Here is a 26,099-nt window from a genome sequence, read left to right on the forward strand (position 1 = left end):
CGATGGAACTCCGGCCCGTCAACCCCACCGTCAAGACGCCCGCCAGCACCTTCACCGGGGACGTCTACCTCACCCCCGTCCACACCGGCACGGAGCCGTCGCGGATGACCGTGGCCCTCGTGCGCTTCACCCCGGGCGCCCGGACCCACTGGCACTCCCACGCCGTCGGGCAGACCCTGCACGTCACCGAGGGGGTGGGTCTGGTCGGCACCCGCGACGGGACGGTGCTGCGCGTGCGGGCCGGCGACACCGTCGTCTGCCCGCCCGGTGAGGAGCACTGGCACGGCGCCACCGCCGACACGTTCATGAGCCACCTGGCCATGCTGGAGGCGCTGCCCGGCGGGCAGGACCCCACCACCTGGCGGGAATCGCTCCCCGACGAGCAGTACCGGGCCGCGCACCAGCGCGACACCTGACAGCTCCGCGCCCGGCCCGTCCCGAAGCGTCGTCGGGAAACCGGCGTTCGCATCGAGACGCGCCGACGCGACACGCCGTGTCGCAACACACGACAGGCCCGGGTGGGTTGACAGCGGCGGGGGTGCACGCCGTACCGTCTTTGAGTCCTACCACGGGAAGCGGCTGTTGTTCGCTTCGTCCCTTCGTCCGCTGGCCGAGCGACCGGAATGGTTGCGGCGGCCAGGTCCAGCGGGCGGGGGTCGGCGGGGCGGCGCGAACCGGCCGCGGTTACCGGTGTACGGGCAGGGGTGAAAGGCACGGCCAGTAGACAACGGCCAGGCGGGGGCAGCCAGTCCACGTCGGGTCGGTCCGAAGGTCGGCGCCGATCGTCCTCGCCCCACCGGCCGGGAAGGGCCTGGGAGCATCGGGGCGCGGCGCGAGCCGCGCCCCGATTTTCGTGCCCGCTTCACGCCCCGACCCGGGCGGTGCGACCGGTTATGCTGTGCGGTATGACCGGAGCGGTGCGGAAACTGTCGATCTCGGTCCCGCCGGACGTCGCCGAACGCCTCGAACGGGAACCCAACGCCAGCGCCTTCCTCGTGCACGCCGCACGGTCGCTGATGCGCCGCGAAGCCCTCGACGCCGAGCTGGCCCACCAGGGCGTCACCGTCACCGAGGAGGGCGTCGCCCGGGCGCGGGCGGCGCGCGCCGCCGTGGACGTGGCCTGGCCGGCCGAGCGCTACCAGGAGATCCGGGAGCGGGCGCGGCGGGCCGCCTCCGACGGCGAGGACCGCACCTCCCGAGTCACCGCCGCGTGAGCGACCCCGACGACGGCCCGCCCGTGCGGCTGGTCCTCGACCGCTCGACGCTGCTGGCGTACCTGGCCGGGTCGGTGCACGTGGGGGAGACGCTGCACGAGGTGATCGCCGACGGGGTGCGCTTCGGGGTGACGGCCGTCGCCGCCGCCGAGGCGTACGCGGCCGTGGACGACCCGAAGGACCGGGCGGCGCTCCGGCGGCTGCTCGCCCTCGACGCCTGCGCCGTCCTGCCCACCGACGGCGCAGCCTGGCAGGAACTCGCGTACTGGCGGGCCTTCACCGGGCGGGTCGACCTGGCCGCCACCGTGCTGGCCTGCCTCGACCACGACGCCCCGATCCTCACCGGCGAGGGCCGCTACGGCACCGACGAGCTGCCGGTCATCCGGCTGCCCGAGTGATCGGCCCGGACGGGCCGGCGGGCGGGTCCGCCGGGTAGCCTTCGGCCCGTGATCGTGGTGAGGTGCCGGTGACGACGCTCGACCGGGAAGAGACGCAGGCCACCGGCGGGGCACGCCCGGGCGCCGGCGGGGGACCGCTGCCGCTGAAACTGGCCGTCCCGGCGGCCCTGCTGGCCGGTCTGGCGCTGCTTGCCGCATTCCCCCCGTACGGGCTGTGGCCCCTCGCCCCGGCCGGTGTGGGGCTGCTCGCCGCCGCGGCGCACCGGCGGCGGGCGCGCGCCGGCGCCGGGCTGGGCTTCCTCGCCGGGGTGGCGCTGTTCGCGCCGCTGCTGGAATGGACGAACCTGCACACCGGCTACCTGCCGTGGCTGCTGCTGTCCCTGCTGCAGGCCGGCTACCTGGCGCTGCTCGGCGCCGCGACCGCCTGGGTGTCCCCGCTGGTCGACCGGCACCGCGCGGCGTGGCCGCTGGTCACCGGGGTGCTGTGGGTGGGGCAGGAGGCGCTGCGCGACCGCACCCCGTTCGGCGGGTTCCCGTGGGGGCGGCTGGCGTTCAGCCAGGACACCTCCCCGCTGCTGCGGCTGGCCGCGCTCGGCGGCGCCCCGCTGGTCACCTTCGCCGTGGCGCTGGCGGGCGGGATCCTGCTCACCCTCGCCTGGCGGAACTGGCGCCAACCCGCCGGGCTGTGGCGGCCCGTGGCCGGGCTCGCCGCCGCGCTGGCCGCGGTGGTGGCCGCCGGTCCCGCCGTGCCGGCCGGGGTACGCGGCGGCGGCGACACCGTCACGGTGGCCATCGTCCAGGGCAACGTGCCCCGCCTCGGGCTGGACTTCAACGCCCAACGGCAGGCGGTGCTGAACAACCACGTCGACGCCACCCTGAAACTGGCCGAACAGGTCGCCGCGGGCACACAACGCCACCCCGACCTGGTGGTGTGGCCGGAGAACTCCAGTGACATCGACCCGCTGCGCAACCCCGGCGCCGGTGAGCGGATCTCCCAGGCCGCCGACACGATCGGCGCGCCGATCCTGGTCGGCGCCGTGCTGCTCGGCCCCGGCGAGGGCGAGGTGCGCAACGCCGGGCTGCTGTGGCGCCCGGGCAGCGGCGCCGACCTGGACCAGCTCTACACCAAGCGGCACCCCGTGCCGTTCGCCGAGTACGTGCCGCTGCGCGAGATCGCCCGGATGGTCAGCTCCGAGGTCGACCGGGTCCGCTCCGACTTCGTCCCCGGCAGCACCCCCGGCGTGCTCGACACCGGCGTGGCCACCCTCGGCGACGTGATCTGCTTCGAGGTCGCCTACGACGGCATCGTCCGGGACACCGTGACCGGCGGCGCGCAGCTGCTGGTCGTGCAGACCAACAACGCCACCTTCGACGCGGCCGAGGCCCGCCAGCAGCTGGCCATGGTCCGGCTTCGCGCCGTCGAGCACGGTCGCGCCGCCCTGATGGCCTCCACGGTCGGGGTGTCCGGGTTCGTTTCCCCGGACGGGCGGGTAGACGGTGCGACCGGGTTCAACACCGCCGCGGTGGTGGTGCGGCAGATGCGGCTCGGCGACGGGCGTACCCCGGCCACCACGGCGGGGGTGTGGCCGGAGGTGGCCCTCGCGGCGCTCGCCGTCGCGGCCCTGGCCGGCGCGACGGTCCTGCGCCGGCGCCGGGAGGTCGACCCGGGCTAGGACGACGAGCGGGAGGCGGTACACGGTGGGCGTGGTAGCCGACAGGCGCACGGTCGGCCATCCCGGGGTGGGACGGGTCCTCGTGGTCATTCCCACCTACAACGAGGCCGACAACGTCGACCGGATCGTCGCCCGGGTGCGGAAGGCGGCGCCGGGGGTCGACGTCCTCGTCGCCGACGACAACAGCCCCGACGGCACCGGCGCCATCGCCGACGGCCTGGCCGGCGCCGACCCGCACGTGCACGTGCTGCACCGCCCCGGCAAGGACGGGCTGGGCGCGGCCTACCTGGCCGGTTTCGCCTGGGCCCGGCAGCGCGGCTACGACGCCGTGGTGGAGATGGACGCCGACGGCTCACACGCCCCGGAGGACCTGCCGGCGCTGCTGGACGCCGCCCGCGACGCCGACGTGGTGATCGGGTCGCGGTGGACCCGCGGCGCGCGGGTGCTGAACTGGCCGCTGCGGCGGCTGCTGCTGTCCCGCGCCGGCAACCTGTACGCGCGCCTCGCGCTGGGTGTGCCGGTCTCCGACGCCACCGGCGGCTACCGGGTGTACCGGTCGGCCGCGCTGGACGCCATCGACCTGGCCTCGGTGCGCTCCCAGGGGTACGCGTTCCAGGTGGAGCTGTCCCGGCTGGCGCACCGCGCCGGGGTGCGCATGGTCGAGGTGCCGATCACGTTCGCCGAGCGGGAGCACGGCGACAGCAAGATGAGCCCGCTCATCGTGGCCGAGGCGCTGTGGCGGATCACCACCTGGGGGCTGCGGGACCGGCGGGCGGCGGCGCGCCGCCCGGACGCGCTGGCCCGCTGGCCGTGAGCGCGGGCGTGTCATGCTGGAGGGGCGTGATGACACCACCGGGCGGATGAGGTGAGATGCGCCGAGGACTGAGGTACGTGCCACCGGCCCTGCTGCTGCTGGCGCTGCTGGAGCTGGCCGTGTTCGTCCTGGTCGGCCGGGGCATCGGGTTCGGGTTCGCGGTGCTGCTCGTGTTCGCGGCCTCGCTGCTGGGCCTGGCGCTGCTGCGTCGGGAGGGCATGCGGGCCTGGCGCGGCTTCCGGGCCGCCGTGGAGTCCCGGCAGCCGCCGGGTCAGCAGGTCACCGACGGCCTGGTGGGCCTGCTGGGTGCCCTGCTGCTGGCGCTGCCCGGCCTGGTCAGCGGCCTGGTGGGGTTGCTGCTGCTCGTGCCGCCGGTGCGGCGGCTGGCCCGCGCCGGGGTGCGCCGGGCCACCGAGCGCCGGGTGTCGTCGATGGTCGCCGGTGACCTGTTCGGTCCGCGCCGGGTCCGGGTGCGCCGCGGCGCTCCCCAGCCGGCCCCGGCGCCGCAGCCGCCGCCGGTGACCGAGCCGGGCCGCGCCATCGAGGGGGAGATCGTCGAACCCGGCCGGTGAAACGGACAGACATGACGAAGCGCCCCCGAGGTGATCCCGGGGGCGCTTCGGTCGTTTCGGGTGCTCAGGCGCGACCGCGGCGGGTTCGGACCTCCTGCAGCCGCTCGGCCAGGATGTCCTCCAGTTCGGCGATCGAACGCCGCTCGAGCAGCATGTCCCAGTGGGTGCGCGGCGGCTTGGCCTTCTTCTGCTCCGGCTCGCTGCCGTCGACCAGGCGGGCGACGCTGCCGTCGAACTTGCACTCCCAGGTCGTCGGGACCTCGGCGTCGACGGCGAACGGCACCTCGAACTGGTGCCCCTTCGCGCAGAGGTACTCGCGGGTCTGACGCGGCGCGAGCTCCGTGTTGCGGTCGGATTCGTAGCTGACTGCTCCCAGTCGGCTACCGCGCAGCATACGCTCGCCCATGATCGACTTCCCCTCGTTCGTGGTGCTGGTCTTCAGGTGTAACGGCCCATCACCGCCGCCCCATTCCCGGCCACGCTGACGGCCCGGCACGGGGGTCGGGATCCTCAAGAGTAGCCGGTCATGACAGCTGCCCGGCGGGGTCGTCCCCGGCCGGGCCGAATCGGTGGAGTGTTTCGACTGTCAACGGGGATGTTATCCGCCATCACGTGTGCGGAGGTGACGATGACCGGTGACGCGCCGGCCGAGGCCCGGGTGCCCGGCGGGAAGACCTTCTTCGGCCACCCGCGGGCGCTGTCGACGCTGTTCCTCACCGAGATGTGGGAGCGGTTCAGCTTCTACGGCATGCGGGCCATCCTCGTGCTGTACCTGACCGCGTCGGTCGCCGACGAGGGGCTGGGCATCGGGGAGTCCACCGCCAACGCCGTCTACGGCACCTACAACGCCATGGTCTACCTCATGGCGCTGCCCGGCGGGTGGGTGGCCGACCGGCTGATCGGCGCGCGGCGCAGCGTGCTCTGGGGCGGCGTGGTGATCGCGGCCGGGCACTACGTGATGGCCGTCCCGGCGCGGTGGAGCGTCTTCGCCGGCATGACGCTGATCGTGCTCGGCACCGGCCTGCTCAAGCCCAACATCTCCACCATGGTCGGGGACCTCTACGACCGGGACTCCCCGCGCCGCGACGCCGGCTTCTCGATCTTCTACATGGGCATCAACCTGGGCGCGTTCATCGCCCCGCTGATCACCGGCTTCCTCGGCGAGAAGATCAACTGGCATCTGGGCTTCGGGGCGGCCGCGATCGGCATGACCTTCGGCGTGATCCAGTACGTGCTGGGCCGGCGCAACCTCGGTGACGCCGGCGCGCGACCGGCCGACCCGCTGCTCGGCGCCGACCGGCGGCGGGCGCTGACCCGCATCGCCGTGGTGGCCGTGGTGGTGCTCGTGGTGCTGGCCGTGCTGGCCGTGATCGGCCTGTTCACCGTCGACACGGTGGTCAACCTGCTCACCCTCGTCACCGTGCTGGTCACCATCGCCTACTTCGCCCGGATCCTGACCGACCGGGAGATCAGCGCCACCGAGCGCAGCCGGATGAAGGCCTACCTGTGGCTGTTCGTCTTCGCCGCGGCGTTCTGGCTGATCTACGACCAGGCCGGGTCGGTGCTGAACATCTTCGCCGAGGACCAGACCGACCGGAACGTGGCCGGCTTCACCTTCCCGGCGTCGTGGCTGCAGTCGGTGAACCCCATCCTGATCATCATCGGGGCGCCCCGGGCCGCCTGGCTGTGGCTGAGGCTCGGCCACCGGGTGTCCACGCCCATGAAGTTCGCCGTCGGCCTGGTGCTCAACGGCCTGTCGTTCGTGCTGATGGCCGCCGCCGCGCAGGCCGCCGTCGGCGGCGACCTGGTCTCCCCGTGGTGGCTGGTCGCCGTGTACGCGATCCAGGTCGCCGGCGAGCTGGCGCTGAGCCCGGTGGGGCTGTCGGCCACCACGAAGCTCGCCCCGGTCAAGTACGCCAGCCAGATGCTCGGCCTGTGGTTCCTCGCCACCGCGGTCGGCGACGCGATCGGCGGTCAGGTCGCCCGGCTCGCCGACAGCTGGTCCGAGCCCACGTACTTCCTGACCTTCGGCCTGGCCTCGGTGGTGCTCGGGCTGGCCGCCGTGATGTTCACCCGGCAGATCCGCCAGCTGATGGCCGGCATCCACTGACCGGCCCGGGCGTCACCGGGCCGGGGTCGGCGGCAGCGGCAGCGGCAGGCCCGGCAGCCCGTCGATGCTGGTCGCCACATGGTCCTTGCCGGCGAAGTACGCGCTCAGCGACGCGTCGTCCTCGCGGGCGAACCGGCGCCCGTGCAGGTCCCGGTCGGCCTCGTAGGTCATCAGTGGAACCGCGTAGCCGCAGGTGTCGCGGATCAGCTCGGCACGGACCACCACGATCGCCCGCAGGCCGTGCAGGCTCGGGTCGATGTCGGGGAAGTGGCCCAGCAGCTCCGGCCAGCGGGGATCGTCGCGGAACACCGGCTCGCCCCGCCCGTGCACCCGGACGATGTTCGGCGGGCCGGCGAAGGCGCACCACATCAGGGTGATGCGGCCGTTCTCCCGCAGGTGCGCGACGGTCTCGGCGTTGCTGCCGGCGAAGTCCAGGTACGCGACCGTCAGCTCGTCGAGCACCGCGAAGGAGCCGCGCAGACCCTTGGGGGAGAGGTTGATCGTCCCGTCGCCGGCCAGCGGAGCGGTGGCCGTGAAGAACATCGGCTGCGCCTCGATGAAGGTCCGCAGCCGCCCGTCGATACGTTCGTACGTCTTGCCCACGCCCTGATCATCCTCGCCGGCCGCCACCCTCCGCTGCCCCGTCCCAGCCCGTGGCGGGCGGTGTCAGCCGGTGCGGGAGCCGAGCCGGGCCAGGGCGCTGGCCAGATCGCTGACCTGGTCGGCGAGCTGACCGGCCCGCCGCTGGGCGGCGTCGCGGTCGGTCTCGGCGGCGGCCACCCGTACGGTCAGCTCGGCCAGCCGGGCCTCGACGGCGGCGGCGGCCTGCCGCGCGGCGGCCAGGTCGGCGGCGAGGGCGTCCCGCTCGGCGGCGAGGGCGTCCCGCTCGGCGGCGACGGCCGCCAGCTCCTCCCGGGCGGCCGCGGCCGCCGCGACGGCCTCCGCCCGCGCGGCCTCGGCCCGGTCCCGGGCGACCTGCGCCTCCTGCCCGGTCCGCCGCGCCTCGGCAGCTTCCGCGCGGGCCCGGTCGGCCTCGGTCTGCAGGGTCCGTCGTGCCTCGGCCGCCTCGGCGCGGGCGTGCTCGGCCGAACTCCGGGCGGCCTCGGCGTCGGCGCGGGCCCGACCGGCCTCGGCGCCCAGCCGCTCGGCCCGGTCGAGGGCCTCGCCGGCCGAGCGGGTGGCCCGCTCGGCGTCGACCCGGGCGGCGTCCCGCTCGGCGGTCAGGTCGGTGACCCGCCGGCGCTCGGCGTCGCGTTCGGCCCGCACGGTACGCAGCTCGTGGCGGGCGGCGTCGCGGTCCCGCTCGGCCTGCACCCGCAGCGCCTGCGCGGCGCCGGCCTCGCCGCGCGCCTCGTCCCGGGCCGCCTCGGCCTGCCGGGCGCGGTCGGCGGCCGCGGTCGACGCGGCCTCGGCGCGCTCGGCCCGCTCCCGGGCGGCGTCGCGGTCGGCCAGCGCCGCCTGCGCTTCCTGGCGGGCCCGGGCGGCGGCCGCGGCGGCGTCCTCGGCGTCCCGCCGGGCCTCGTCGCGTTCGGTGTGCGCCGCCGCCACCTGGGCGGCCGTCTCGGCGCGGACCTCGGCGAGCTGCCGCTCCACCCCGGCCGGGGACAGCTCGGCGTGCAGCGCCTCGGTGAGGGTGTCCACGATCTGGTCGAGCCGGTCCACCGCCTCCCAGGTGCGGGCCACCTGGCCGGGCAGACCGGGGGAGTTGCGGTGGCGCATCCGGGAGTTGCGCGAGGCGCGCTGGCAGGCGCCGTCGTTGTCCCGGCAGTACCGGAACGGCCGGCCCGCGCCGGCGCGCTGCGGCACCTCCCGTCCGCAGTGGGCGCAGGGACGGGTCTCGGGGGCGGGCGGGGCGTCCATCGGCGGCGAAGTCTAGTTGCCGCGGGTCACGACGGTGTCGACGGCCCGGTGCGCACGACGGCCTGGTCGCCGTGCGGTCCGAACAGGTGCAGGATCTCGCTGTCCGTGTCGGCCGGGCCGAACCAGTGCGGTTCGCCGGTGTCGAACTCGGCCACCTCACCGGGGTGGAGGAGGAACTCACGGTCGCCGAGGACGAGGCGGAGCCGGCCGGCGAGGACGTAGAGCCACTCGTAGCCGGCGTGGGTGACCAGTGCCGGCTCCCGGGGCGCGAGGACCTGCTTGAAGACCTGGACCCGCCCCGGGTACTGGGTCAGGGGCACCACCACTCCGCCGCGCCGCCGCCGGTGCGGACGCAGGTGGACGCGGGGGTCGCCGGTGGCCGGCGCCGCCACCAGCTGGTCCAGCGCGACGCGGTGGGCGCGGGCCAGCGGGATGAGCAGCTCCAGGGTGGGGCGCCGCTTGCCCGACTCGAGACGGGAGAGCTTGGTCACCGAGATGCCGGTCTGCGCCGCGAGGGTCTCCAGCGTCAGGCCGCGGTCGCGGCGCAGCGCGCGCAGCCGCGGCCCGATGCCGTCGAGCAGTTCCGCGAGGTCGTCTTCCACACCTGCCATTTTGCGGTTTCCGCAAGAAGGTTGGGTCCGCGGGGTCACCCGGTCCGAGCATGGCGGGGCAGGTTCCCCGACCCGGAGGTGAGCGCGTGGCCGCGACATCCCTGACCGTACGGTCCGAGCTCAGTACGCGCCGGCGGTGGGCGGTGCTGGCGATCTGCGCGCTGAGCATGCTGCTCGTCGGGCTGGACACCACCATCGTCAACGTGGGCCTGCCCGCCATCGGGCGCGGGCTGCGGGTGGGCACCCGGAGCCTGGAATGGGTCGTGGACGCCTACACCGTGATCCTGGCCAGCCTGCTGATCTCCGCGGGCGCGCTGGCCGACCGGCTGGGCCGCCGCCGGGTCTTCCGGTGGGGGCTGGTCGTCTTCGGCGTCGCGTCGGTGGCCTGCGCGGTGGCGCCGTCGCTCGGCGCGCTCGTCGCGGCGCGGGCCGTCCAGGGCGTCGGTGCGTCGATGCTCAGCCCCGTGGCCCTGGCCATCGTGGTGAACGCGATGCCCGACCCACGGGAACGGGCCCAGGCCATCGGGATCTGGGCCTCGGTCTTCGGGCTCAGCATGGCGGCCGGGCCGGTCGCCGGCGGCGCGCTCATCGCGGCGTTCGGCTGGCGGTCGGTGTTCTGGGTCAACGCCCCGGTCGTCGTCGCCGCGCTCGTGCTGAGCGCGCGGTTCGTGCCGGAGTCCCGCGCGCCGCGGGCCCGGAGGCTCGACCTGCCGGGCCAGGTCCTCCTCACCGTCGTGGTGAGCCTCTGCGTCGCCGTGCTCATCGAGGGCCCGCGCATCGGCTGGGCGTCACCGCCGGCCTGGGCCGCGTACGTGGTCGCCGCCGCGGCCGCCGGAGGCTTCGTGGCGGTCGAGCGACGTCGCCGCGAACCCCTCATGGAGCTGGGGCTGTTCCGGCGGCCGGCCTTCGCCACGGCGGTGCTGGGCGCGGTGGCCGTGTTCGTCGCGCTGACCGTCAGCCTGCTGCTCACCACGCTGTACCTGCAGCACGGCCACGGCTGGACCCCACTCGCCGCGGGGACCGCGACCCTGCCCCTGGCGCTCGGCGCGACCCTCTGCGCGCCGCTGTCCGGCCGGCTCGCCGGGCGGTACGGTGCGCGGCGGCCACTCCTGCTCGCCGGCGCGTTCCTCACCGCCGGCGGGCTCAGCCTGGTCGACCTGGGTCCCGAGCCGGATCTCCGGCAGCTCCTGCCGGCCTACCTGCTCATCGGGGTCGGCTTCGGCTTCGCCAACGCGCCGATCACCAACACCGCGGTGAGCGGCCTGCCGCCGGCGCGGGCCGGCGTCGCCGGGGCGATCACCTCCACCGCCCGGCAGCTCGGATCGGCCATCGGCATCGCCGTCGCCGGCGGCCTCGTCGCCGGGGTCGGACCGGCGGGCCTGGCGCGCGCGTCCCGCCCGGGGTGGTTCCTCGTCGCCGCCTGTGGCCTGTTCCTCTTCGTCGTGGCCCGCGCCGCCCGTCAGGCGGCGCCGTCGCCGGCGTCGGCGCGGGCCGCCCGGTCGAGGGTGTAGCGGCGTTGCAGCAGCACCGCGACCACCATGAGCGCGGCCGGCAGCAGGCCGAAGCCGTACCGGATCGCGGTGAGCGCGCCCGCCGACTGGGTGACCGCCTGTCCGGCGGCGGAGGCCACGAAGCCCCCGGCGGCCAGGCAGAGCGCGTAGGCGTAGGGGCCCAACGCCGCGCCGGTGGCCTCGGTGGCGGTCCACACCCCGGTGTAGGTGCCGGCCCGGTCGGCGTCGGCGGCCCGGATCACGTCGGGCAGCATCGAGAAGGGCAGCAACTGCATCCCGGCGAACGCCACCCCGAGCACCGCCACCGCCCCGACCAGCACCGGCAGCCCGGCCGGCCGGCCGACGGCCAGCACCAGCGCGCCGACGGCGAAGGCCACCTGGCCGGCGAGCAGCGCCGACTGCTTGCCGACCCGCCGGGCCACCGCCAGCCAGGCCGGGGTGACCAGCAGCGCCGGCGCGACGAACGCGGCGACCAGCACGGTGGTCAGTTTCGGGCGGCCCAGCTCGTACTCGGCGTAGTAGGGCACCCCGGCGAGCACCAGGTGGGTGGTGGTCGACATGGCCAGATACGCGCCCACCAGCCAGCGGAACTGCCGGTCGCGCAGGCTCGCCGCCAGGGTCGCCCAGCCGCCCGCCCGGTGCGGCGGCGACGGCGCCGCGGCGGCACGGCGCAGCCGGTCGATCCCGGCGACGCCGACCACCATCGCCGCGAGCATCCCCACCGCGAGCAGCACCGCCATCCGCAGGTACCCGGCGCGGGTGGCGGTGTCACCGCCGGCCAGCAGCGGCGCCAGCAGCCCGGAGACCAGGATGCCGAGGGTGAGGACCACCATCCGGAAGGCCATCAGCCGGGTGCGCTCGTGGTAGCCGATCCGCAGGTCCGCCGGGGTGGCCAGGTAGGGCACCTGGTACGCGGCGAAGAGCAGGTTCCCGGCGACGAAGAACAGCGCCACCCAGGCCGCGGCCCGCGCGCCGCTCAGCTCGCCGGGCACCGCGAACAGCGCGGCGAAGGCCAGCGGCAGGGCGCAACCGGCCAACAGCAGGCGCCGCCGGTGGCCGCGCCGGGCCTGCTCGACGTCGCAGCGGTGCCCGATCCAGGGGTGCAGCAGCACGTCGGCGATCTTCGGCACCAGCAGGGTCAGCCCCGCCAGCCACGGGGCGACGGCGAGGACGTCGGTGAGGAAGTACAGCAGCAGGAGCCCGGGCACGGTGACCCAGACGCCCATGCCGAGCGAGCCGGCGGCGAAGCCGGCCAGCGGGCCGCGCGGCAGGACGGCGGCGGCCCGCCGTCGCTGGTCGAGCGTCATCGCCGCCTCCTCCTCGGGGCACGCCGACCCCAATCCAACGGATGCTGGATTGTAGGGGGAACAATGGCGGGATGACCATGCCCCGCCGGCGACCGGGCCGGCCCCGCCGTGGCGACGAGCGGCCCACCCGGGAGCTGGTGCTCGCCGCCGCCACCGCGCTCTTCGCCGAGCGTGGCTTCGACGCGGTCGGCCTGCGCGACGTGGCCGCCGCGGCGGGCGTCGACGTGGCCACCGTCGCCCACCACACCGGTACGAAGGCGGAGCTCTACGACGCCTGCTTCGCCCGGGTCTTCGCCGCCGAGCGGGAGGTCCTCGAGGTGGCCGGGGAGCGCGCCCGGACGGCCCTGGCGGCCGGGCGGGCCGACGCGCTGCGGACGCTGCACGACCTGGTCGACGTGTTCGTCGACTTCCTGGAGGACCGGCCGGAGACGACCGCCCTGTGGCTGCGGCGCTGGCTGGAGCCGCACCGGCACGCCGACCTGGACCAGCGCTACGCGGCACCGCTCTACGCGCTGGTCGAGGAGTTGCTGGCCGCGGCCGCCGAGGGCGGCGCCCTGGTCGAGCCGACCCCGCACGTGACCGTGCGCAGCCTGGTCTGGGCGGTGCACGGTCACGTGGTGGCCCTCGCCGCCGGCACCGGCTCCGGCGCCCGGGAGCGGCGCGAGTTCCGCGGCTTCGTGCACCGCTTCCTCGACGGGCTGTACCCGCCGGCCGGCCCTTGACGGGTCGCCGCCCGCCGGGGATTATCCAGCGGTCGTTGGATTAAGGAGGCGGGCATGGCGGCACCACCCCGGGTCGCGGTCGTCGGCGCCGGCGCGGCCGGACTGGCCACCCTCAAGGCACTCGCCGACGCCGGCGTGCCGGCGGTCGCGTTCGAGGCCACCGACACCGTCGGCGGCCTCTGGGTGTACGGGTCACCCGGCTCGCCCGCGTACCGGACACTGCACCTGAACACCAGCAAGGGGCGCACCCAGTTCGCCGACCACCCGATGCCGGCGCACTGGCCCGACTACCCCGACCACAGCCGCGTCGCCGGCTACCTCGCCGACTACGCCGACCGGTTCGGGCTGCGCGACGCCGTGCGGCAGCGGCACACCGTCGAGCGGGTCACCCGGGCCGCCGGCGGCGGCTGGACCGTGCAGGCCACCGGACCCGACGGACCGGCCCGCGTCGACGTCGAGGCGGTGGTGGTCGCCAACGGGCACAACCGGGCGCCGAAGTGGCCCGATCCGTACCCGGGCGGATGCACCGCGGAGCAGGTGCACAGCCACGACTACCGGGGCCCGGAGCAGCTGGCCGGCCGGCGGGTGCTGGTCGTCGGCGGCGGCAACTCCGCGATGGACATCGCCGTCGACGCGTCGTACGCCGCCGCGCGCACCCTGCTGTCGCTGCGCCGCGGGGTATGGGTGGTGCCCAAGTACCTGCTCGGCCGCCCCTCCGACACCCTCAACGGGGCGCTCGCCCGCCGGCTGCCCTGGCGGCTGCGGCAGCGGATCAGCCAGACCATGCTCACGGCCACCGTCGGTCCACCCGCCCGGTACGGGCTGCCCGCCCCCGCCCACGGGTTCCTCCAGGACCACCCCACCCTCTCCGACGGGCTGCTGTCCCGGCTCACCCACGGCGACATCCAGGCCCGCCCCGGGATCGCCCGGTTCGCCGGCGACCGGGTCGAGTTCACCGACGGCCGCGCCGACGAGGTGGACCTCGTGGTCTGGTGCACCGGCTACCGGGTGGAGGTCCCCTTCCTCGACCCCGAGCTGCTCGGCGACGGCGCCGACCGGCTGCCGCTGTACCGGCACGTGTTCCACCTCGACGCTCCCGGGCTGGCTTTCGTCGGCCTCATGCAGTCCACCGGTGCGGCGTTCCCGCTGGTCGAGGCCCAGGCCCGGCTGGTCGCCGGCTGGCTCGCCGGCACCTGGACCCCACCGGACCCGGCCCGGCAGGCCGCGGCCGCCCGCGCGGAACTGCGCGCCGCCACCACCCGGTGGGGGCAGCGCCGGCCGCACATGCGGGTCGACTTCGACGCGTACCTGAACGAGCTGGAGCGGGAGCTGGCCGCCGGGCGCCGCCGGGCGGGGGTACGGCGGTGAGCGGGCTGGCGGGACGGCGGGTGCTGGTCACCGGCGCGCGGGGCACCTTCGGCCGGCACCTGTGTGCCGCGCTGACCGCGGCCGGCGCCCGCGTCGTCGGGCTGGACCTGCACCCGGACGAGGACGGCGCGACGCCGGTGCTCGGCTGCGACCTGACCGACCCGGCCGCCGTGCCGGCCGCGGTGGCCGCCGCCGTGAACCGGCTCGGCGGCCTGGACCTGCTGGTCAACAACGCCGGCGTCGGCGGACCCGCCCCGGCCGAGCTGCCACCCGACGAGGTGGTCCGCCGGCAACTGGAGGTCAACCTGCTCGCCGCCTGGCGCACCACGGCGGCGGCGCTGCCCGCCCTGGAGGCAGCGCGCGGCCGGGTGGTCTTCGTGGCCAGCCGGATGGCCGTGCTGCCGCTGCCCCTCGCGGCCGCCTACGGGGTGAGCAAACGGGCCCTCGTCGCGTACGCCGACGCGCTGCGTCACGAGGTCGGCACGCACGTCGGGGTCAGCGTGGTCTACCCGAGCATGGTCGCCTCCCCGATCCACGACAGCACCGCCGAGGCCGGGCTGTCGCTGAGCGGGGTGTCCCGGCTGGAACCCGTCAAGGGGGTCGTGGCGGCGATCCTGCGCGCCGCCGCCGCCCGCCGGGCGCCCCGGGACGTGGCCACCACGGCCCGGGGCCGGTTGGAGCTGGCCCTGGCCCGGCACGCGCCCGCGCTGGCCGACCGGATGGTGCGGCGTACCGTCGCCGGGCGGGTCGCCGCCGGGGACCTGGACGCCGCGCCCCTGGCCGCCGGCCTGGTGCGGCGGCACCGGGAGGCCCGCCGGTAGGGTGCCGCCATGGCTGTCTCGCCCTACATCGCGCGGATGCGCCGGCACATCGGACACGACCTGCTCATGTTGTACGGGGTCAGCGCCGTGGTAACCGACGAGGCGGGGCGGGTGCTGCTGGCCCGGCGCGGCGACAACGGCCGCTGGTCGGTGCCGGCCGGCACCGTCGACCCCGGTGAGCAGCCCGCCGACGCGCTGGTCCGCGAGGTCCGCGAGGAGACCGGCATCGAGGTCGAGATCGAGCGGGTCGGCGGGGTGGCCACCCACCCGGTCGTCTACCCCAACCGGGACGCCTGCGAGTACCTCAACGTCTGGTTCCGCTGCCGGGCCGTCGGCGGCGTGCCCACGGCCGACGGCGACGAGTCCCTCGCGGTCGGCTGGTTCGCCCCCGACGAGCTGCCCGAACTGGACGAATGGTCCCGCCTGCGGATCACCACCGCGCTGCGCGAGGACCCGCGACCCTGGTACGCCGCGCCCGGCGAGCACCACCCCGCCCTGCACCAGCCGGACAACCTCTGACCCCCGCCACCCGGCGGCGTGCCGGTCAGGGGGTGGCGACGGCGGCGCGCGAGCGGTCGGCGGCGATGCGCACCGCGAGGCCGGCCAGCACGGTGCCCATCACGTAGCGCTGGGCCCGCGCCCAGGCGGGCCGCCGGGTGAGGAACGCCGACACCGTGCCGGCGGTGAGCACGATCAGCCCGTTCACCGTCAGCGCGATGCCGATCTGGGTCAGCCCCAGCAGCAGGCTCTGCACCGCCACGTGCCCGCGCGCCGGGTCGACGAACTGCGGCAGCAACGACACGTAGAGGATGGCGATCTTCGGGTTCAGCAGGTTCGTGACCAGGCCCATGGTGAACAGCCGTCGCGGGCGGTCCGGTGGCAGCGGCGCCGGGGTGAACGCCGACCGCCCACCCGGGCGCAGCGTCTTCCAGGCCAGCCACAGCAGGTACGCCGCGCCGGCCAGCTTCACCGCCGTGTACAGCGGCGGGACCAGCACGAAGACCGTGGCGATGCCGGCCACCGCGGCGGCCAGGTAGATCAGGAAGCCGACGGCCACACCGAGCAGCGACACCAGCCCGGCCCGCCGCCCCTGGGTGACCGAGCGGGACACCAGATAGACCATGTTCGGGCCGGGCGTGAGCACCAGACCCAACGCCACCAGGGCGATTCCCACAAGCGCGCCGACCGTGACCACGCGACCTCCCCGCCGTCCGTCCTGCCCGGACCATACGCCCGGACCACGACGCCGGGTGGGTGGGCTCGCCGCGCGGCGGCGTGACGGGCGACACTACCGGGATGCCGATCGTGCTCCACGCCGCCGCCACCCCCTCCGCTCCCGGCCTGCTGCTGCGACCGTGGCGCGACGACGACGCCGAGGCGCTGCTGGCCGCGTACCGGGACCCGGTGCTGCGCAGTTGGACCCGGTTCCCGGTGACGACTCCCGCCGACGCCCGGACCTTCCTGCGCCGCAGCCGGCAGGGCTGGGCGTCCGGCCGCCGGTTCAGCTTCGCCGTGCTGGAGACCACCGGCGAGGGGGAACGGCTGGTGGCCAACGTGGTGCTCAAGGACGTCACCCCCGGGCGCCCGGCCGCCGAGGTGGGCTACTGGACGGCCGCGCCGGCCCGGGGCCGCGGGGTCGCGCCACGGGCCGTGGACGCGGTCACCTGCTGGGCGTTCGCCCGGTTCGCCGCGGGCGGCCTGACCCGCCTGGAACTGCTGCACCAGGTCGACAACCCGGCCTCCTGCCGGGTGGCCGAGAAGAGCGGTTACGTCTTCGCGGAGGTGCTGCCCGCCCGGCCGCCGTTCCCGCGCGACGGCCACCGGCACGTCCGCCTGCGGCCCTGACCCGCGGCCGCGCTCAGCGCTCGGCCGGTTCGGGGCCGGCCGCGTGGCCGGTGGGCTCCGGGCCGAGCAGGCGCAGCAGCAGCCGGGGCTCGCCCGGCCAGGCGTCGAGCAGCACCTGCCGGGGGACCTGCCGGCCGGCGTACCGCAGGGCGAGCGCCACCACCACGATGTCGTCCAGCGGGCCGATGACCGGCAGGAACTCCGGGATCAGGTCGATCGGGCTGGCCAGCCAGAGCCCGGCGAACACGATCGCCACCCGGGCCCGCCGCGGCACCCGGGGGTCGCGGCGCAACCGGCGCACGGTGGTCAGGCAGTCCGGGATGAAGGCGGCCAGGTCGCGCAGGATCCCCGGCGGCAGCCGCCGGGCCAGCAGCACCAGCAGCGCCCAACTGGCCAGGAGGCAGGCCACCGCGACGCCGAGGCCGATGAGCCAGTCGCGCACGCCGGTGGTCCCTCCCTGCCGGGGTACGGGCCGCCCGCCGACCCACCCGGAATGTACGCCGTCGAGCCCGGGCGGCGCCGATCGACCGGAACGGTGCGCTCCTCGCCGGCCCGGCGAGATGTCCGTCCCGGGGCGGCAGCGCGGCCAGCCCTCCCCGGATCCGCGCCGCGGCTGTGGCCGGTGTCTCACCCCGTACCCCGCGGGGGCCGCCCGGGCGGGGAACAGCCCGGTCGCGGCCGGCGCTGAACCGGGTCGGTGACCGGCGGATACGGTGGGAACGGGAGGTGACGGCGGTGACGACAGGCTGGGAGGCCGCGGTCGAGGCGCAGATCCGCTCGGCCCAGGAGCGCGGCGAGTTCGACAACCTGCCCGGGGCCGGCAAGCCGATCCCCGGCCGTGACCTGCCCTACGACGAGGGCTGGTGGATCCGGAGCTTCCTGGAGCGCGAACAGCTCCCCAGCGACCTGCTCCTGCCCACCCCCCTGCAACTGCGCCGGCGCATCGAGCAGCTCCCCGAGGAGGTCCGCGACCTGCCCACCGAGGAGTCGGTGCGGGCGTACGTGTCCGCCCTCAACACCGAGGTGGTGGCCTGGCTGCGCGCGCCCACCGGGCCGCGCGTGGTGGTGCGCCCGGTCAACGCCGACGACGTGGTCCGCGACTGGCGGGCCGCCCGGGAGCGGGCCGCGGGCGAGCGGATGCCCGTGGCCACGGACCCGATGGCCGTCCCGGCCCCGCCACGGCGTCGCTCGTGGTGGCCCTGGCGCCGCCGCTGATCCACGGGCGGGGGGCCGCCACCCCCAGCCGGTTCACGCTCTCGTCGAGCCGCGCCCGCGTGCAGCCTCATTATCGAATTACCGTTAACGGTATTGCGATAATTACTCGCCACAAAAGGGACGGAACGCCACCACACCATAATGACGCTTTTGGTGTATCAGGTGCCCGTCACTGCCCCAGGCGACAGTGCGGGAGCGCGTGGGCCGGCGCTCGCCTGGCCCACCCCGCGTTGGTGGCGAGCGCGACGTCGAGGAACGCACCGACCCCGACCTCGGTGACGTCGGCGAGCCGGGCGATGAGCAGCAGTCGCCGCCGCAGCGCCTCCGGCTCGCCGGCCCCGTACCGCGTCGGTCGCCGGCCACCCGGGTACGGCGACGCCCGGCGCCGGGTCGCCGTGGCGGCGGGAGCGTCGTCGTCGAGTTGCGCCGCGAGCAGCGGCCACACGTCCTGGCCGTCCGGGTCGAGTTCCTCGACGAGCAACGCGGCGGTGTCCCCGAGCACGTGGTACGCCCACGGGTGGGGCAGCCGCGCCAGCCGGTCCACCGCGGCGTCGACGCCGGCCGGGTCCGACCCGTCGGCGGCCCGCACCCCGGCCGCGACCGCGTTCCACAGCTCCTGCTCCGCCGGGGTCGGCGGGTGCCGCATCGCCATCTTCGCTCCGCTTCTGACCTGCGAGGGGCGTCCAGAGTTCGGGGCGGCCGGTGCGCCGCCCGGGTCGGGGGTGGCCGGCACGGGCCCGTAGGAGGGCGAGACCCGTGCCGGCCGCGGTGATCACCCCAATCACCGCTTTGGCGCCGCCGTGGGCTGCCGCCCCGCGGTGACGTCGTCTCCGAGGTGAGGCGGGTCGGTTGCGCCCGCCAACCTGAGTCAAGTATCAGTCACATTCGCCTGGTTGTGACGATTTGAACGTTCGTGTTGCACGTGTTCACGTCCTCATCGGCGTCGCCTCGCGGTGCACCGTGGTCGGGCCCGCGACCGGAGGTTTCACGGCGTGCCGGCCGCTCGCGGGACGGGGCCAGGGCAGCAGTCGTGGTGGCCGCCGGGCGCTGAGGTCCTCGATCCAGCCGAGGACCACCACCACGCCGGCGAGCAGCATGAGGGCGACCGCGAGGTAACCCACCTGACCGACCCGCCAGAGACCGATCGAGTCGCCCACGGCGAAGCAGACCGCGATGGCGGCGTTGTGCCACAGGTAGATGGTCAGCGCCCGGCTGTTCAGCGCGGTCACCAGCCGGTCCAGCGACCGGAGCCGGGACAGCCAGCCCATCGGCGGCGCGGCGCGCAGCAGCAGCAGCACGAACCCGAGCGACCAGAACGCCTGCGCCACCGGGACGTCGTTGAGGTCGCGCCCCGCGTCGGGATGGGTGGCCAGCCAGCCGACCGCCGCGCCCAGGCAGAGCACCGCCAGGCCCAGCAGCGCCGGCACGGGGAGCCGCCGCAACCGCCGGTCCTGGTGCGCGAAGCCCACGAGCCAGCAGGCGGCGAACGTGACGAGGTCGGTCAGCACCGACTCCACCGGCCCGTCGAACCCGGGCGCCGCGGTCTGGAGCAGCACCACGCCGGCCAACGGCACGAGCACCGACCACAGCGGCCACCGCCGGTGCAGCGCCAGCATCGCGGGGGAGAGCAGCACCAGCCAGAGGTACGTCACCAGGTACCAGAGCACTCCGGTCACGTCCGCCGCCCACGCGCTGCCCGGCGGCTGCACCAGGGGCACCGCCCAGCTCAGCAGCGCCGGCCAGGCGGGCCGGCCGGCCCAGCCGTGCCAGAGCATGAGCGGCACGAGCACCAGGGCCAGCGCCCACAGCCCCGGCAGCAGGCGACGCAGCCGGCCGCTGACCGCCCGCTCCGGCGTACGGTCCAGCGAGCGGGCCATCAGCGAGCCGCCGAGGGCGAACATCACCCCCATGGCGGGGAAGGCGAAGCTGAGCCAGGCGGCCCCGAACATGTGGTACGCGATGACCCGGCCCAGCGCGAGGGCGCGCAGGGTGTCGAACCAGCGGTCCCGGCCCGGCCGCGTCCCGGCCCCCCGTGGCGCTGGTGTCTGCTCGACCGCCTCGCCGGCCCGTTTGACCCGCCGCCAGCCCAGCCGCGCGCCGGTCAGCGCGGTGACCACCGACCGGGCCAGCACCAGGTACATCAGCTGGCGGTAGGCGAACTGCTGGATGGGCAGGGTGAGCAGCGGGCGCAGCGGCTCCCGGTCCAGTTTGAAGGCCACCGCCGCGGTGAGCATCTGCACGGCCAGCATGACCAGCCAGGCGACCGCCGTCTTCGTGGTGTCCAGGAAGAACAGTCCGTAGACGGCGAGCAGGTCGAGCACCGGCCCGAGCAGGGGAAGCAGCACGCCGAACAGGGCGAGCATCGGCAGGCCGAACCGGCCGAAGCGGGCGCCCGCACCCCGGTCGCGCAGGGCGCCCCGGTGCTTCCACATCGACTGGAGGGTGCCGTAACTCCAGCGATAGCGCTGCCGCCACAGGTCGCCCACCGACGCGGGCGCCTCCGTCCAGGCCCGGGCGCGGTCCTGGTACACCACGCGCCAACCCGCGCGCAGGACCGCCATGGTGACGTCGGTGTCCTCGGCCAGGGTGTCGCCGCTCATCCCGCCCACCCCGGTCAGCGCGCGCCGGCGGAAGGCGCCGATCGCGCCGGGCACGGTGGGGATGCAGCCCAGCTTCTCGTAGAACCGGCGGTCCAGGCTGAAGCCGATGACGTACTCGATGTGCTGCCACTGGCCGAGCAGCCGGTGCCGGTTGGCGACCTTGACGTTGCCGGCCACCGCCCCGATACGTGGGTCGGTGAACGGCTCGACGAGCCGCCGGATCGCGTCCGGCTCGAAGACGGTGTCCGCGTCGACGGTGACGATGATGTCGTGCGAGGCGTACAGGAGTCCGGTGTTGAGGGCGGTGGCCTTGCCGCCGTTGGGTCTGCGGATCACCCGGACTCCGGGCAGGCCGAGGGAGTCGACGAGGTCGGCGGTGCCGTCGGTCGAGCCGTCGTCGACCACGATCACCTCGATCCCGGGGTGGTCGTTGGCGACCAGGGACCGGACGGTGGCGACGATGCCGGCCCGCTCGTTGTAGGCCGGCACGATGACCGACACCGGGGCGTTGGTCACCCCCCAGGGCCAGCGGTGCGCGCGCCGGCTCCGGGCCAGCCGGCGGGCCAGCAGGAGCAGGAGCAGTGTCCGGGTCAGCATGAGCAGCCCGACGGCGACGAAGAGCAGGGCGAGGCCACGCAGGATCCCGTCGGCGAGCCGGATCGCCCAGCAGAGCGGGGCGGCCCGCCACCGGTCCCAGGTGGACGCCGGGACGTTACCGGCGAACGTGGCCGCCTCGGGCCGCGCCCGGCTCATCCCCGCGCTGACCGTGGTGAAGGTGTAGCCGCGGGCCCGCATCAGCGGGATGAACCGGTCCAGGGCCGCGACGGTCTGCGAGCGGTCCCCGCCGGCGTCGTGCAGCAGCACCACGGCGCCCGCGTCGCCGGCCGGCGTCAGGTTCCGCACGACGGCGTCCACGCCGGGGCGGGCCCAGTCCTCGCCGTCGAGGTCGTTGACCACGGTCAGGTAGCCCTGCCCGGCGGCCTGCCGGATCACCGGCCAGGTGGCGTCGTCGACGGCGCTGGGCACCGACGAGTACGGGAAGCGCAGCAGGCTGGTGCGGACCCCGGTGGCGTGCACGATCGCCATCTGGGTCTGCGCGTACTCCATCCGCTGCCGCCAGGCGGGCAGCAGGCTGACGTCGGGGTGGGTGAATGTGTGCACCCCCAGCTCGTGTCCCTCGGCCACCGCTCGGCGGGCCAGGTCCGGATGGCGGGCCACCTCCGACCCGACGACGAAGAAGGTGGCCGGGGCGTGGTGCCGGCGCAGCACATCGAGGACCCGGGGGGTCCAGGTCGGATCCGGCCCGTCGTCGAAGGTGAGGGCGATGGTCCGCGCGGGCAGCCGGTAGGTGCGGGGCTGCGCGCCGCGGGCGTCGAGCACCGGCCCGCCGTCCAGGATCTCCGTGGGCACGGTGACCTGGTCCTCGGCGTCGCGGACGTGGTCGGGGCGGAAGCGCGCGTTCGCGTACGCATCGACCAGCAGCACGGATCCGACCACCAGGGCCAGCGAGGCGACGACGAACCGGCCGGCGGTGCGACGGGTGGGCAGCGTCATCCGACGACCTCCGGATCGATCAGGGGCAGGGTCGGCGGCGTCGTGCCGGGGTCGGTGGTCGCCGCGGGTGTCGGGGTGACCGGCGGCGTCGGGTCCGCCGGTGGCGGGGTCGGCGACGGGGCGGTGTCCGGCGGCGGCGCCGCGTCCCGGGTGGGGCCGACCTGCCGGGGCGCCGGTCGCGCGTCGCGGGCCGGGCGTCGCGCGGCGGCCGGCGCCGGTGGTGTGTCGGCGGCTCGCGTCCGCGGCGGAACCGGGCGCGGCGCCGTGGTCGCGGGCGAGGGGACGAGGGCGGGTGGACGGGCGTCCCCGCCGCCGACCGAGACCGGGCCGGGCAGCATCGGCGTCGCCGGGCCCGGAAGCAGGGCGGCGGCGGCCATCGGCAGGTAGGCCAGCGAGGCCACCGCGACGAGGACGCCCGCGCGCCGGATCCGTTGCCGGCGGGCGCCGGTCGCGTCGACGAAGACCGGGCGGGCGGGACGGGGCGGAACTGTCGTCGCCGGAGGGTGCGGGCCGCCGGGGAGCCGGTCGAACGAGATGCGAGAAGCCACCGGCTGAGGCTATTGGGGAGCTTGTGAGCTTATGTCCAGATTCTAAAGTGAGGATGCGCGCCGAATTTTCACCATTCGCGTATCCGGAAGAAGAGGCATGCTCGTCTCAGACGGAGCAGACGGGCATTGAGCGGCGAAACAGGATGAAGGTCCACAATGCTCCGCGAGCCACCCCCACCGGCGGGGGTGGCTCGCGGTTCCCGTCGATCAGGGCTGGGTGCGGTCGTCGATCTCGGTGCCGGATTCCCCGGGCCGGGCGCCGATCGCCTCCTCGGCGGCACGCCCGCCGGTGCTCTCGTCACCCAGATCCAGGCTGCTGCGGGGAAGCCCCGACAGCCCGGCCGGATCCTGGCTGTCGCCCCGTACGCCCCGGTCGTCCTCGGTGCGGTCGTCGATCTCGGTGCCGGATTCCCCGGGCCGGGCGCCGATCGCCTCCTCGGCGGCACGCCCGCCGGTGCTCTCGTCACCCAGGCTCAGGCTGCTGCGGGGAAGCCCCGACAGCCCGGCCGGATCCTCGGTCGGCTGGTCCGGCCAGTCGGCGGTCTGCCCGCCCGCGCCGCCGGCGGACTCCCGCCGTCCGACGCCCTGCGCGTGGTACGCGCCGGGCACACCGGGGTCACCCGGATCGGCCAGGCTCGTGTCGACCGGCCGGGCGTCCGGGTCGGCCAGCCCCGCGCGGCGCAACATGTCGACCAGCTCGTCGTGCGGCATGCGCTCGGTGTCCGTTATTCCGGCCCCGCGCGCGATGGACCGCAGGGTGGTCAGGTCCTGATCTGCGAAGGTCTCGGCCATGCCGGTGCCTTCCCGGCGCCCCAGAGAAGGAAACCTGTCAGGCCCGTGCGCCGCCCAGTCCCAGCAGCACGGCCAGGCCGAGCGCGCTGCGCGGGGCGTACGGCACCCGCCACAGGCCGCCGTGCGCCGCCGCGTACGCCTCGTCCCGCCACGGGTGGTCCTGGACCGGACCGCCGCCGGTGCGCAGGTCGTGCACGAGCAGCGCGGCCATCAGGGTGTTGCTGGTGGCCGGCTCGAACACCTCGATGCCGAACCGGTGCGCCCCGGCGTACGCGGCCGCGAGAGCCCGGTTGCGCAGCACCGAGCGGGTCCGGGTGGGCGGGGCCACGGTGAACGACACGGTGGCGCCCGCGTCCCGCGCCACGGCCGCCCGCCAGCGCTGCAGCCGCTTGGCCAGCGCGTAGTTCGGCCCCTGCTGCGGCACCAGACTGTCGTTGATCCCCGGGTCGGCGCCGGGCGGGTAGTTGCGGTGCAGCAGCCGGCCGCCGGAGAGCAGCCGCAGCGACCGGCGTGCCAGTCCGCGGGCGGCGTACCCGCGTTCGGCGTGGGCCACGGCCTCGGCGGGCACGGCGTACACGTCGGTGGGCGTGGCCAGGAAGGCCAGCGCGGTGTCCGGGCGGCGGCGTCCCAGGTGGACGGTGAGCGCGTCGACAGCGGTGGCGACCCGGACGTTCGTCGCGCCGTCGGCGTACACGTAGTTGCCGAGCACGAGCCGGCCGTCCAGGCCGTCGAGCCAGCGGGCGGCCTGCGGCAGGCGGTGCAGCAGGTCGGCGCCGGCGCCGGCGGCGAGGGCGGCGTCGCCGTCGCCGGTGCCGGGCCGCACCGGCAGGCGCAGCCGGCCGCCGTGCCGCTGGGCGGTGCGCAGCAGGCGGCGCCAGATCTCCGGGCGGGGCAGGTCGACGGCGGCCACGTCGCCGCCCCAGCGCAGCACCGACGGCAGCGGGCCCATCTCGGCGCCCGCGCCGAGCACCACGATGCGCAGGTCGCGCAGGTCCAACCAGTCCGGGTTGGCCTGTACGGCACGGACGGCCTCGGCGAAGCTGGGCTCGACGACGCCCGCGTCCACCCAGGCGTCGAGCCGGCGGCTCAGGTCGTCGCCGCGCAGGCGCTGCCCGCGGTACGGCACGGACAGCTCACGCTCGACCGGGCCGGCGCCGGTCACCGTGGCCGTCTCCAGCGGCGGCTCCCGGTCGGGCAGCGCGAACGCCTCGTCCAGCGTGACCTCGCCGCCGTCGGCGGGAACGTAGCGCATCCGGGCGTGCAGGCCGGCGAGCCCGTCCCGGGCGACGGTGAGCGCGGCCTCCCGGGAGAGCAGGCCGGCCTCGACGAGCCGGCGGAAGTGACCGAGGTAGCCGTGCCGCCAGTCGGTCTCGTGCTCGGCGGAGCGGGCGCCGACCGGGTCCACCGCCCGCAGGGCGTCGGCTACCACCGCCCGCCCCAGCGCGGTCGTGCTGCGCCGGCCGTCGCCGGTCGCGGGGAACACCACCCCGGTCGGGCCGTCCACGGCTCACCTCCTGCTCGCACCGGCCACCGCCGGCCGTGCGCCCACTCTGCCCCATGGACGGCGCGGCCGCCCGCCGGGCCGGCCGGGTAACGGCCCGCGCACGGATCGGTCACGAGGGTCGCGCGTGGGTATCGGCTCGGCCACGGCGGGATCCGCCGCGTCGTCGCCCTGCGTCAAGGGCCGGCGCCAGGGGCAGGGGAGGCGCCGGCCCCGCCGGCTCAGCGGCGGGCGGGTTTCGGCTCCGGGGCGGGGCGGTTGCGGTCCGGGTCGACGCCGACCTGCACGGCGAAGGCCGGGTCGACGGCGAGCAGCGGGCGCGGCCCGAACAGCGCCATCGCGGTCAGCAGCTGGTCGGTGCCCCGCTCCCGCCAGGTCGGCCGCCGCTGCGGGTCCAGTTCGGCGTGCTCCCGGCGCTGCCGGCGCAGCAGCCGGCGGGCCGCCGCGCCGGTCTCCGGCACCTCGCACAGCCACCAGCCGCCCAGCGCGGTGGCCAGGCAGCACAGCAGCAGGCCCACCACCGAGGCGGGCCCGCCCGCGTCCCGCCCCTCGACGGCGCTCTCCACCAGCCGGGTCACCCCGACCGCGGCGACCGCGAACAGCGGCAGGGTGCCCAGGGCGATGCGTCGCCGCTGCGCCGGGGTGAGCAGCCAGCCGTCCCGGACGAGCCGGCCGACCAGCCGGCGCAGCGCCCGGCCGACACCGGGGTCGGCGAGCACCGCGGCCCAGGTCTGCGGCCGGCGCAGCGCGGCGTGCAGGGCGCGGACCAGCGCGGGCGACCGGGGCGGCGGCGGGCCGTCCACCGACAGGGTGGCCAGCTCGCCGAGGCGTACCACGCCGGCGCGGTGCAGCGCGGCCACGCCCACCTGGCAGGCCAGCAGGGCACGGTCGGTGAGGTAGGCCAGCTCGACCGCGTCCGGGAGGTCGCCCCGGGCCCGCCGGCCGGTCAGCTCCCGCGCCGCCAGCGCGACGGCGACGGCCACGGCGACCGCCCCCAGGTAGTCGAGGAGGAAGAGCGGACCGCTGACACCCCAGAGCATGGCGACAAGTATGGCCCGGCCGC

Annotated in this window: 27 protein-coding genes; 14 read left to right on the forward strand and 13 right to left on the reverse strand. The window is 75.8% G+C overall.

Features of this window, described 5'->3' with window-relative positions; all coding sequences use genetic code 11:
- The first annotated feature begins 2 nt into the window (after window positions 1-2).
- From ACZ6PY_RS14160 to ACZ6PY_RS14185, 6 genes are all read left to right on the forward strand, one after another.
- The gene (locus tag ACZ6PY_RS14160) at window positions 3-416 is read left to right on the forward strand and encodes a (R)-mandelonitrile lyase (RefSeq protein WP_466072187.1); all 414 of its coding nucleotides are present in this window, start codon (window positions 3-5) and stop codon (window positions 414-416) included.
- Window positions 417-905: 489 nt separating this feature from the next.
- Window positions 906-1,214 (forward strand): hypothetical protein, encoded by a 309-nt coding sequence (locus ACZ6PY_RS14165; RefSeq protein WP_466072189.1) that lies wholly within the window; start codon window positions 906-908, stop codon window positions 1,212-1,214.
- Window positions 1,211-1,612 (forward strand): hypothetical protein, encoded by a 402-nt coding sequence (locus ACZ6PY_RS14170; RefSeq protein ID WP_466072191.1) that lies wholly within the window; start codon window positions 1,211-1,213, stop codon window positions 1,610-1,612. Before ACZ6PY_RS14165 ends, ACZ6PY_RS14170 begins: the two co-directional genes overlap by 4 nt.
- 68 nt (window positions 1,613-1,680) lie before the next feature.
- Complete coding sequence (lnt, locus tag ACZ6PY_RS14175) at window positions 1,681-3,285, forward strand: apolipoprotein N-acyltransferase (protein ID WP_466072193.1); 1,605 nt, start codon at window positions 1,681-1,683, stop codon at window positions 3,283-3,285.
- A 25-nt stretch (window positions 3,286-3,310) separates the two neighbouring features.
- On the forward strand, window positions 3,311-4,099 hold the full coding sequence (locus tag ACZ6PY_RS14180; RefSeq protein WP_466072195.1) for a polyprenol monophosphomannose synthase: 789 nt from the start codon (window positions 3,311-3,313) through the stop codon (window positions 4,097-4,099).
- A gap of 56 nt (window positions 4,100-4,155) precedes the next feature.
- The gene (locus tag ACZ6PY_RS14185) at window positions 4,156-4,671 is read left to right on the forward strand and encodes an FxsA family protein (RefSeq protein WP_466072197.1); all 516 of its coding nucleotides are present in this window, start codon (window positions 4,156-4,158) and stop codon (window positions 4,669-4,671) included.
- 64 nt (window positions 4,672-4,735) lie between these two features.
- Here ACZ6PY_RS14185 and ACZ6PY_RS14190 read toward each other — a convergent pair whose 3' ends face one another.
- On the reverse strand, window positions 4,736-5,077 hold the full coding sequence (locus tag ACZ6PY_RS14190; protein ID WP_046564157.1) for an RNA polymerase-binding protein RbpA: 342 nt from the start codon (window positions 5,075-5,077) through the stop codon (window positions 4,736-4,738).
- A 222-nt stretch (window positions 5,078-5,299) separates the two neighbouring features.
- Here ACZ6PY_RS14190 and ACZ6PY_RS14195 point away from each other — a divergent pair, with 222 nt between their 5' ends.
- On the forward strand, window positions 5,300-6,781 hold the full coding sequence (locus ACZ6PY_RS14195; protein WP_466072198.1) for a peptide MFS transporter: 1,482 nt from the start codon (window positions 5,300-5,302) through the stop codon (window positions 6,779-6,781).
- A gap of 12 nt (window positions 6,782-6,793) precedes the next feature.
- On the opposite strand, the gene ACZ6PY_RS14200 is transcribed toward ACZ6PY_RS14195, so the two are convergent.
- The 3 genes from ACZ6PY_RS14200 to ACZ6PY_RS14210 form a co-directional block, all read right to left on the reverse strand.
- Window positions 6,794-7,384, reverse strand: coding sequence for a pyridoxamine 5'-phosphate oxidase family protein (locus ACZ6PY_RS14200; RefSeq protein ID WP_466072200.1), 591 nt, complete (start codon window positions 7,382-7,384; stop codon window positions 6,794-6,796).
- A 63-nt stretch (window positions 7,385-7,447) separates the two neighbouring features.
- Window positions 7,448-8,641 carry a hypothetical protein gene (locus ACZ6PY_RS14205; RefSeq protein WP_466072202.1) on the reverse strand — a complete coding sequence of 398 codons (1,194 nt, stop codon included), beginning with the start codon at window positions 8,639-8,641 and terminating at the stop codon, window positions 7,448-7,450.
- A 26-nt stretch (window positions 8,642-8,667) separates the two neighbouring features.
- Window positions 8,668-9,243, reverse strand: a complete 576-nt coding sequence (locus ACZ6PY_RS14210) for a helix-turn-helix domain-containing protein (protein WP_466072204.1) — start codon at window positions 9,241-9,243, stop codon at window positions 8,668-8,670.
- 95 nt (window positions 9,244-9,338) lie between these two features.
- On the opposite strand from ACZ6PY_RS14210, the gene ACZ6PY_RS14215 reads away from it, so the two are divergent.
- Window positions 9,339-10,763 carry an MFS transporter gene (locus ACZ6PY_RS14215; RefSeq protein ID WP_466072206.1) on the forward strand — a complete coding sequence of 475 codons (1,425 nt, stop codon included), beginning with the start codon at window positions 9,339-9,341 and terminating at the stop codon, window positions 10,761-10,763.
- Here the strand turns inward: ACZ6PY_RS14215 and ACZ6PY_RS14220 are convergent.
- Window positions 10,712-12,070, reverse strand: a complete 1,359-nt coding sequence (locus ACZ6PY_RS14220) for an MFS transporter (RefSeq protein ID WP_466072208.1) — start codon at window positions 12,068-12,070, stop codon at window positions 10,712-10,714. The two genes, ACZ6PY_RS14215 and ACZ6PY_RS14220, sit on opposite strands and share 52 nt — an antisense overlap.
- Window positions 12,071-12,141: 71 nt before the next feature.
- Between ACZ6PY_RS14220 and ACZ6PY_RS14225 the strand changes: the two genes are divergently transcribed.
- Genes ACZ6PY_RS14225 through ACZ6PY_RS14240 form a run of 4 tightly spaced genes read left to right on the forward strand, consistent with a single transcriptional unit; the run spans window position 12,142 to window position 15,500 of the window.
- Window positions 12,142-12,792 (forward strand): TetR/AcrR family transcriptional regulator, encoded by a 651-nt coding sequence (locus ACZ6PY_RS14225; RefSeq protein ID WP_466072210.1) that lies wholly within the window; start codon window positions 12,142-12,144, stop codon window positions 12,790-12,792.
- A 54-nt stretch (window positions 12,793-12,846) separates the two neighbouring features.
- Window positions 12,847-14,160, forward strand: a complete 1,314-nt coding sequence (locus ACZ6PY_RS14230) for a flavin-containing monooxygenase (RefSeq protein ID WP_466072212.1) — start codon at window positions 12,847-12,849, stop codon at window positions 14,158-14,160.
- Entirely contained in the window at window positions 14,157-14,981 is an 825-nt protein-coding gene (locus ACZ6PY_RS14235) for an SDR family NAD(P)-dependent oxidoreductase (RefSeq protein ID WP_466072214.1), read from the forward strand. Before ACZ6PY_RS14230 ends, ACZ6PY_RS14235 begins: the two co-directional genes overlap by 4 nt.
- A 9-nt stretch (window positions 14,982-14,990) precedes the next feature.
- Window positions 14,991-15,500, forward strand: coding sequence for an NUDIX hydrolase (locus ACZ6PY_RS14240; protein ID WP_466072216.1), 510 nt, complete (start codon window positions 14,991-14,993; stop codon window positions 15,498-15,500).
- Window positions 15,501-15,525: 25 nt separating this feature from the next.
- Here ACZ6PY_RS14240 and ACZ6PY_RS14245 read toward each other — a convergent pair whose 3' ends face one another.
- The gene (locus tag ACZ6PY_RS14245) at window positions 15,526-16,176 is read right to left on the reverse strand and encodes a LysE family translocator (protein WP_466072218.1); all 651 of its coding nucleotides are present in this window, start codon (window positions 16,174-16,176) and stop codon (window positions 15,526-15,528) included.
- A 101-nt stretch (window positions 16,177-16,277) separates the two neighbouring features.
- Between ACZ6PY_RS14245 and ACZ6PY_RS14250 the strand changes: the two genes are divergently transcribed.
- Window positions 16,278-16,826 carry a GNAT family N-acetyltransferase gene (locus ACZ6PY_RS14250; protein ID WP_466072220.1) on the forward strand — a complete coding sequence of 183 codons (549 nt, stop codon included), beginning with the start codon at window positions 16,278-16,280 and terminating at the stop codon, window positions 16,824-16,826.
- Between the two features lie 13 nt (window positions 16,827-16,839).
- Here ACZ6PY_RS14250 and ACZ6PY_RS14255 read toward each other — a convergent pair whose 3' ends face one another.
- Window positions 16,840-17,268, reverse strand: coding sequence for a YkvA family protein (locus ACZ6PY_RS14255; RefSeq protein WP_466072222.1), 429 nt, complete (start codon window positions 17,266-17,268; stop codon window positions 16,840-16,842).
- Between the two features lie 293 nt (window positions 17,269-17,561).
- Between ACZ6PY_RS14255 and ACZ6PY_RS14260 the strand changes: the two genes are divergently transcribed.
- Entirely contained in the window at window positions 17,562-18,041 is a 480-nt protein-coding gene (locus ACZ6PY_RS14260) for a DnaJ family domain-containing protein (RefSeq protein WP_466072224.1), read from the forward strand.
- A gap of 169 nt (window positions 18,042-18,210) precedes the next feature.
- Here the strand turns inward: ACZ6PY_RS14260 and ACZ6PY_RS14265 are convergent, their stop codons facing one another.
- From ACZ6PY_RS14265 to ACZ6PY_RS14290, 6 genes are all read right to left on the reverse strand, one after another.
- Window positions 18,211-18,693, reverse strand: a complete 483-nt coding sequence (locus tag ACZ6PY_RS14265) for a hypothetical protein (protein ID WP_466072226.1) — start codon at window positions 18,691-18,693, stop codon at window positions 18,211-18,213.
- Between the two features lie 274 nt (window positions 18,694-18,967).
- Window positions 18,968-22,195, reverse strand: coding sequence for a glycosyltransferase (locus ACZ6PY_RS14270; RefSeq protein ID WP_466072228.1), 3,228 nt, complete (start codon window positions 22,193-22,195; stop codon window positions 18,968-18,970).
- Window positions 22,192-22,743: a hypothetical protein gene (locus tag ACZ6PY_RS14275; protein ID WP_466072230.1), complete on the reverse strand. Its 552-nt coding sequence runs from the start codon at window positions 22,741-22,743 to the stop codon at window positions 22,192-22,194. The genes ACZ6PY_RS14270 and ACZ6PY_RS14275 overlap by 4 nt, the downstream gene beginning before the upstream one ends.
- Window positions 22,744-22,950: 207 nt before the next feature.
- Window positions 22,951-23,535: a hypothetical protein gene (locus ACZ6PY_RS14280; RefSeq protein ID WP_466073577.1), complete on the reverse strand. Its 585-nt coding sequence runs from the start codon at window positions 23,533-23,535 to the stop codon at window positions 22,951-22,953.
- Window positions 23,536-23,572: 37 nt separating this feature from the next.
- Entirely contained in the window at window positions 23,573-25,039 is a 1,467-nt protein-coding gene (locus tag ACZ6PY_RS14285) for a hypothetical protein (protein ID WP_466072231.1), read from the reverse strand.
- 218 nt (window positions 25,040-25,257) lie between these two features.
- Window positions 25,258-26,076, reverse strand: a complete 819-nt coding sequence (locus ACZ6PY_RS14290; RefSeq protein WP_466072233.1) for a TIGR04222 domain-containing membrane protein — start codon at window positions 26,074-26,076, stop codon at window positions 25,258-25,260.
- Between the last annotated feature and the right edge of the window lie 23 nt (window positions 26,077-26,099).

The organism is Micromonospora sp. NPDC048907, assembly GCF_055586885.1.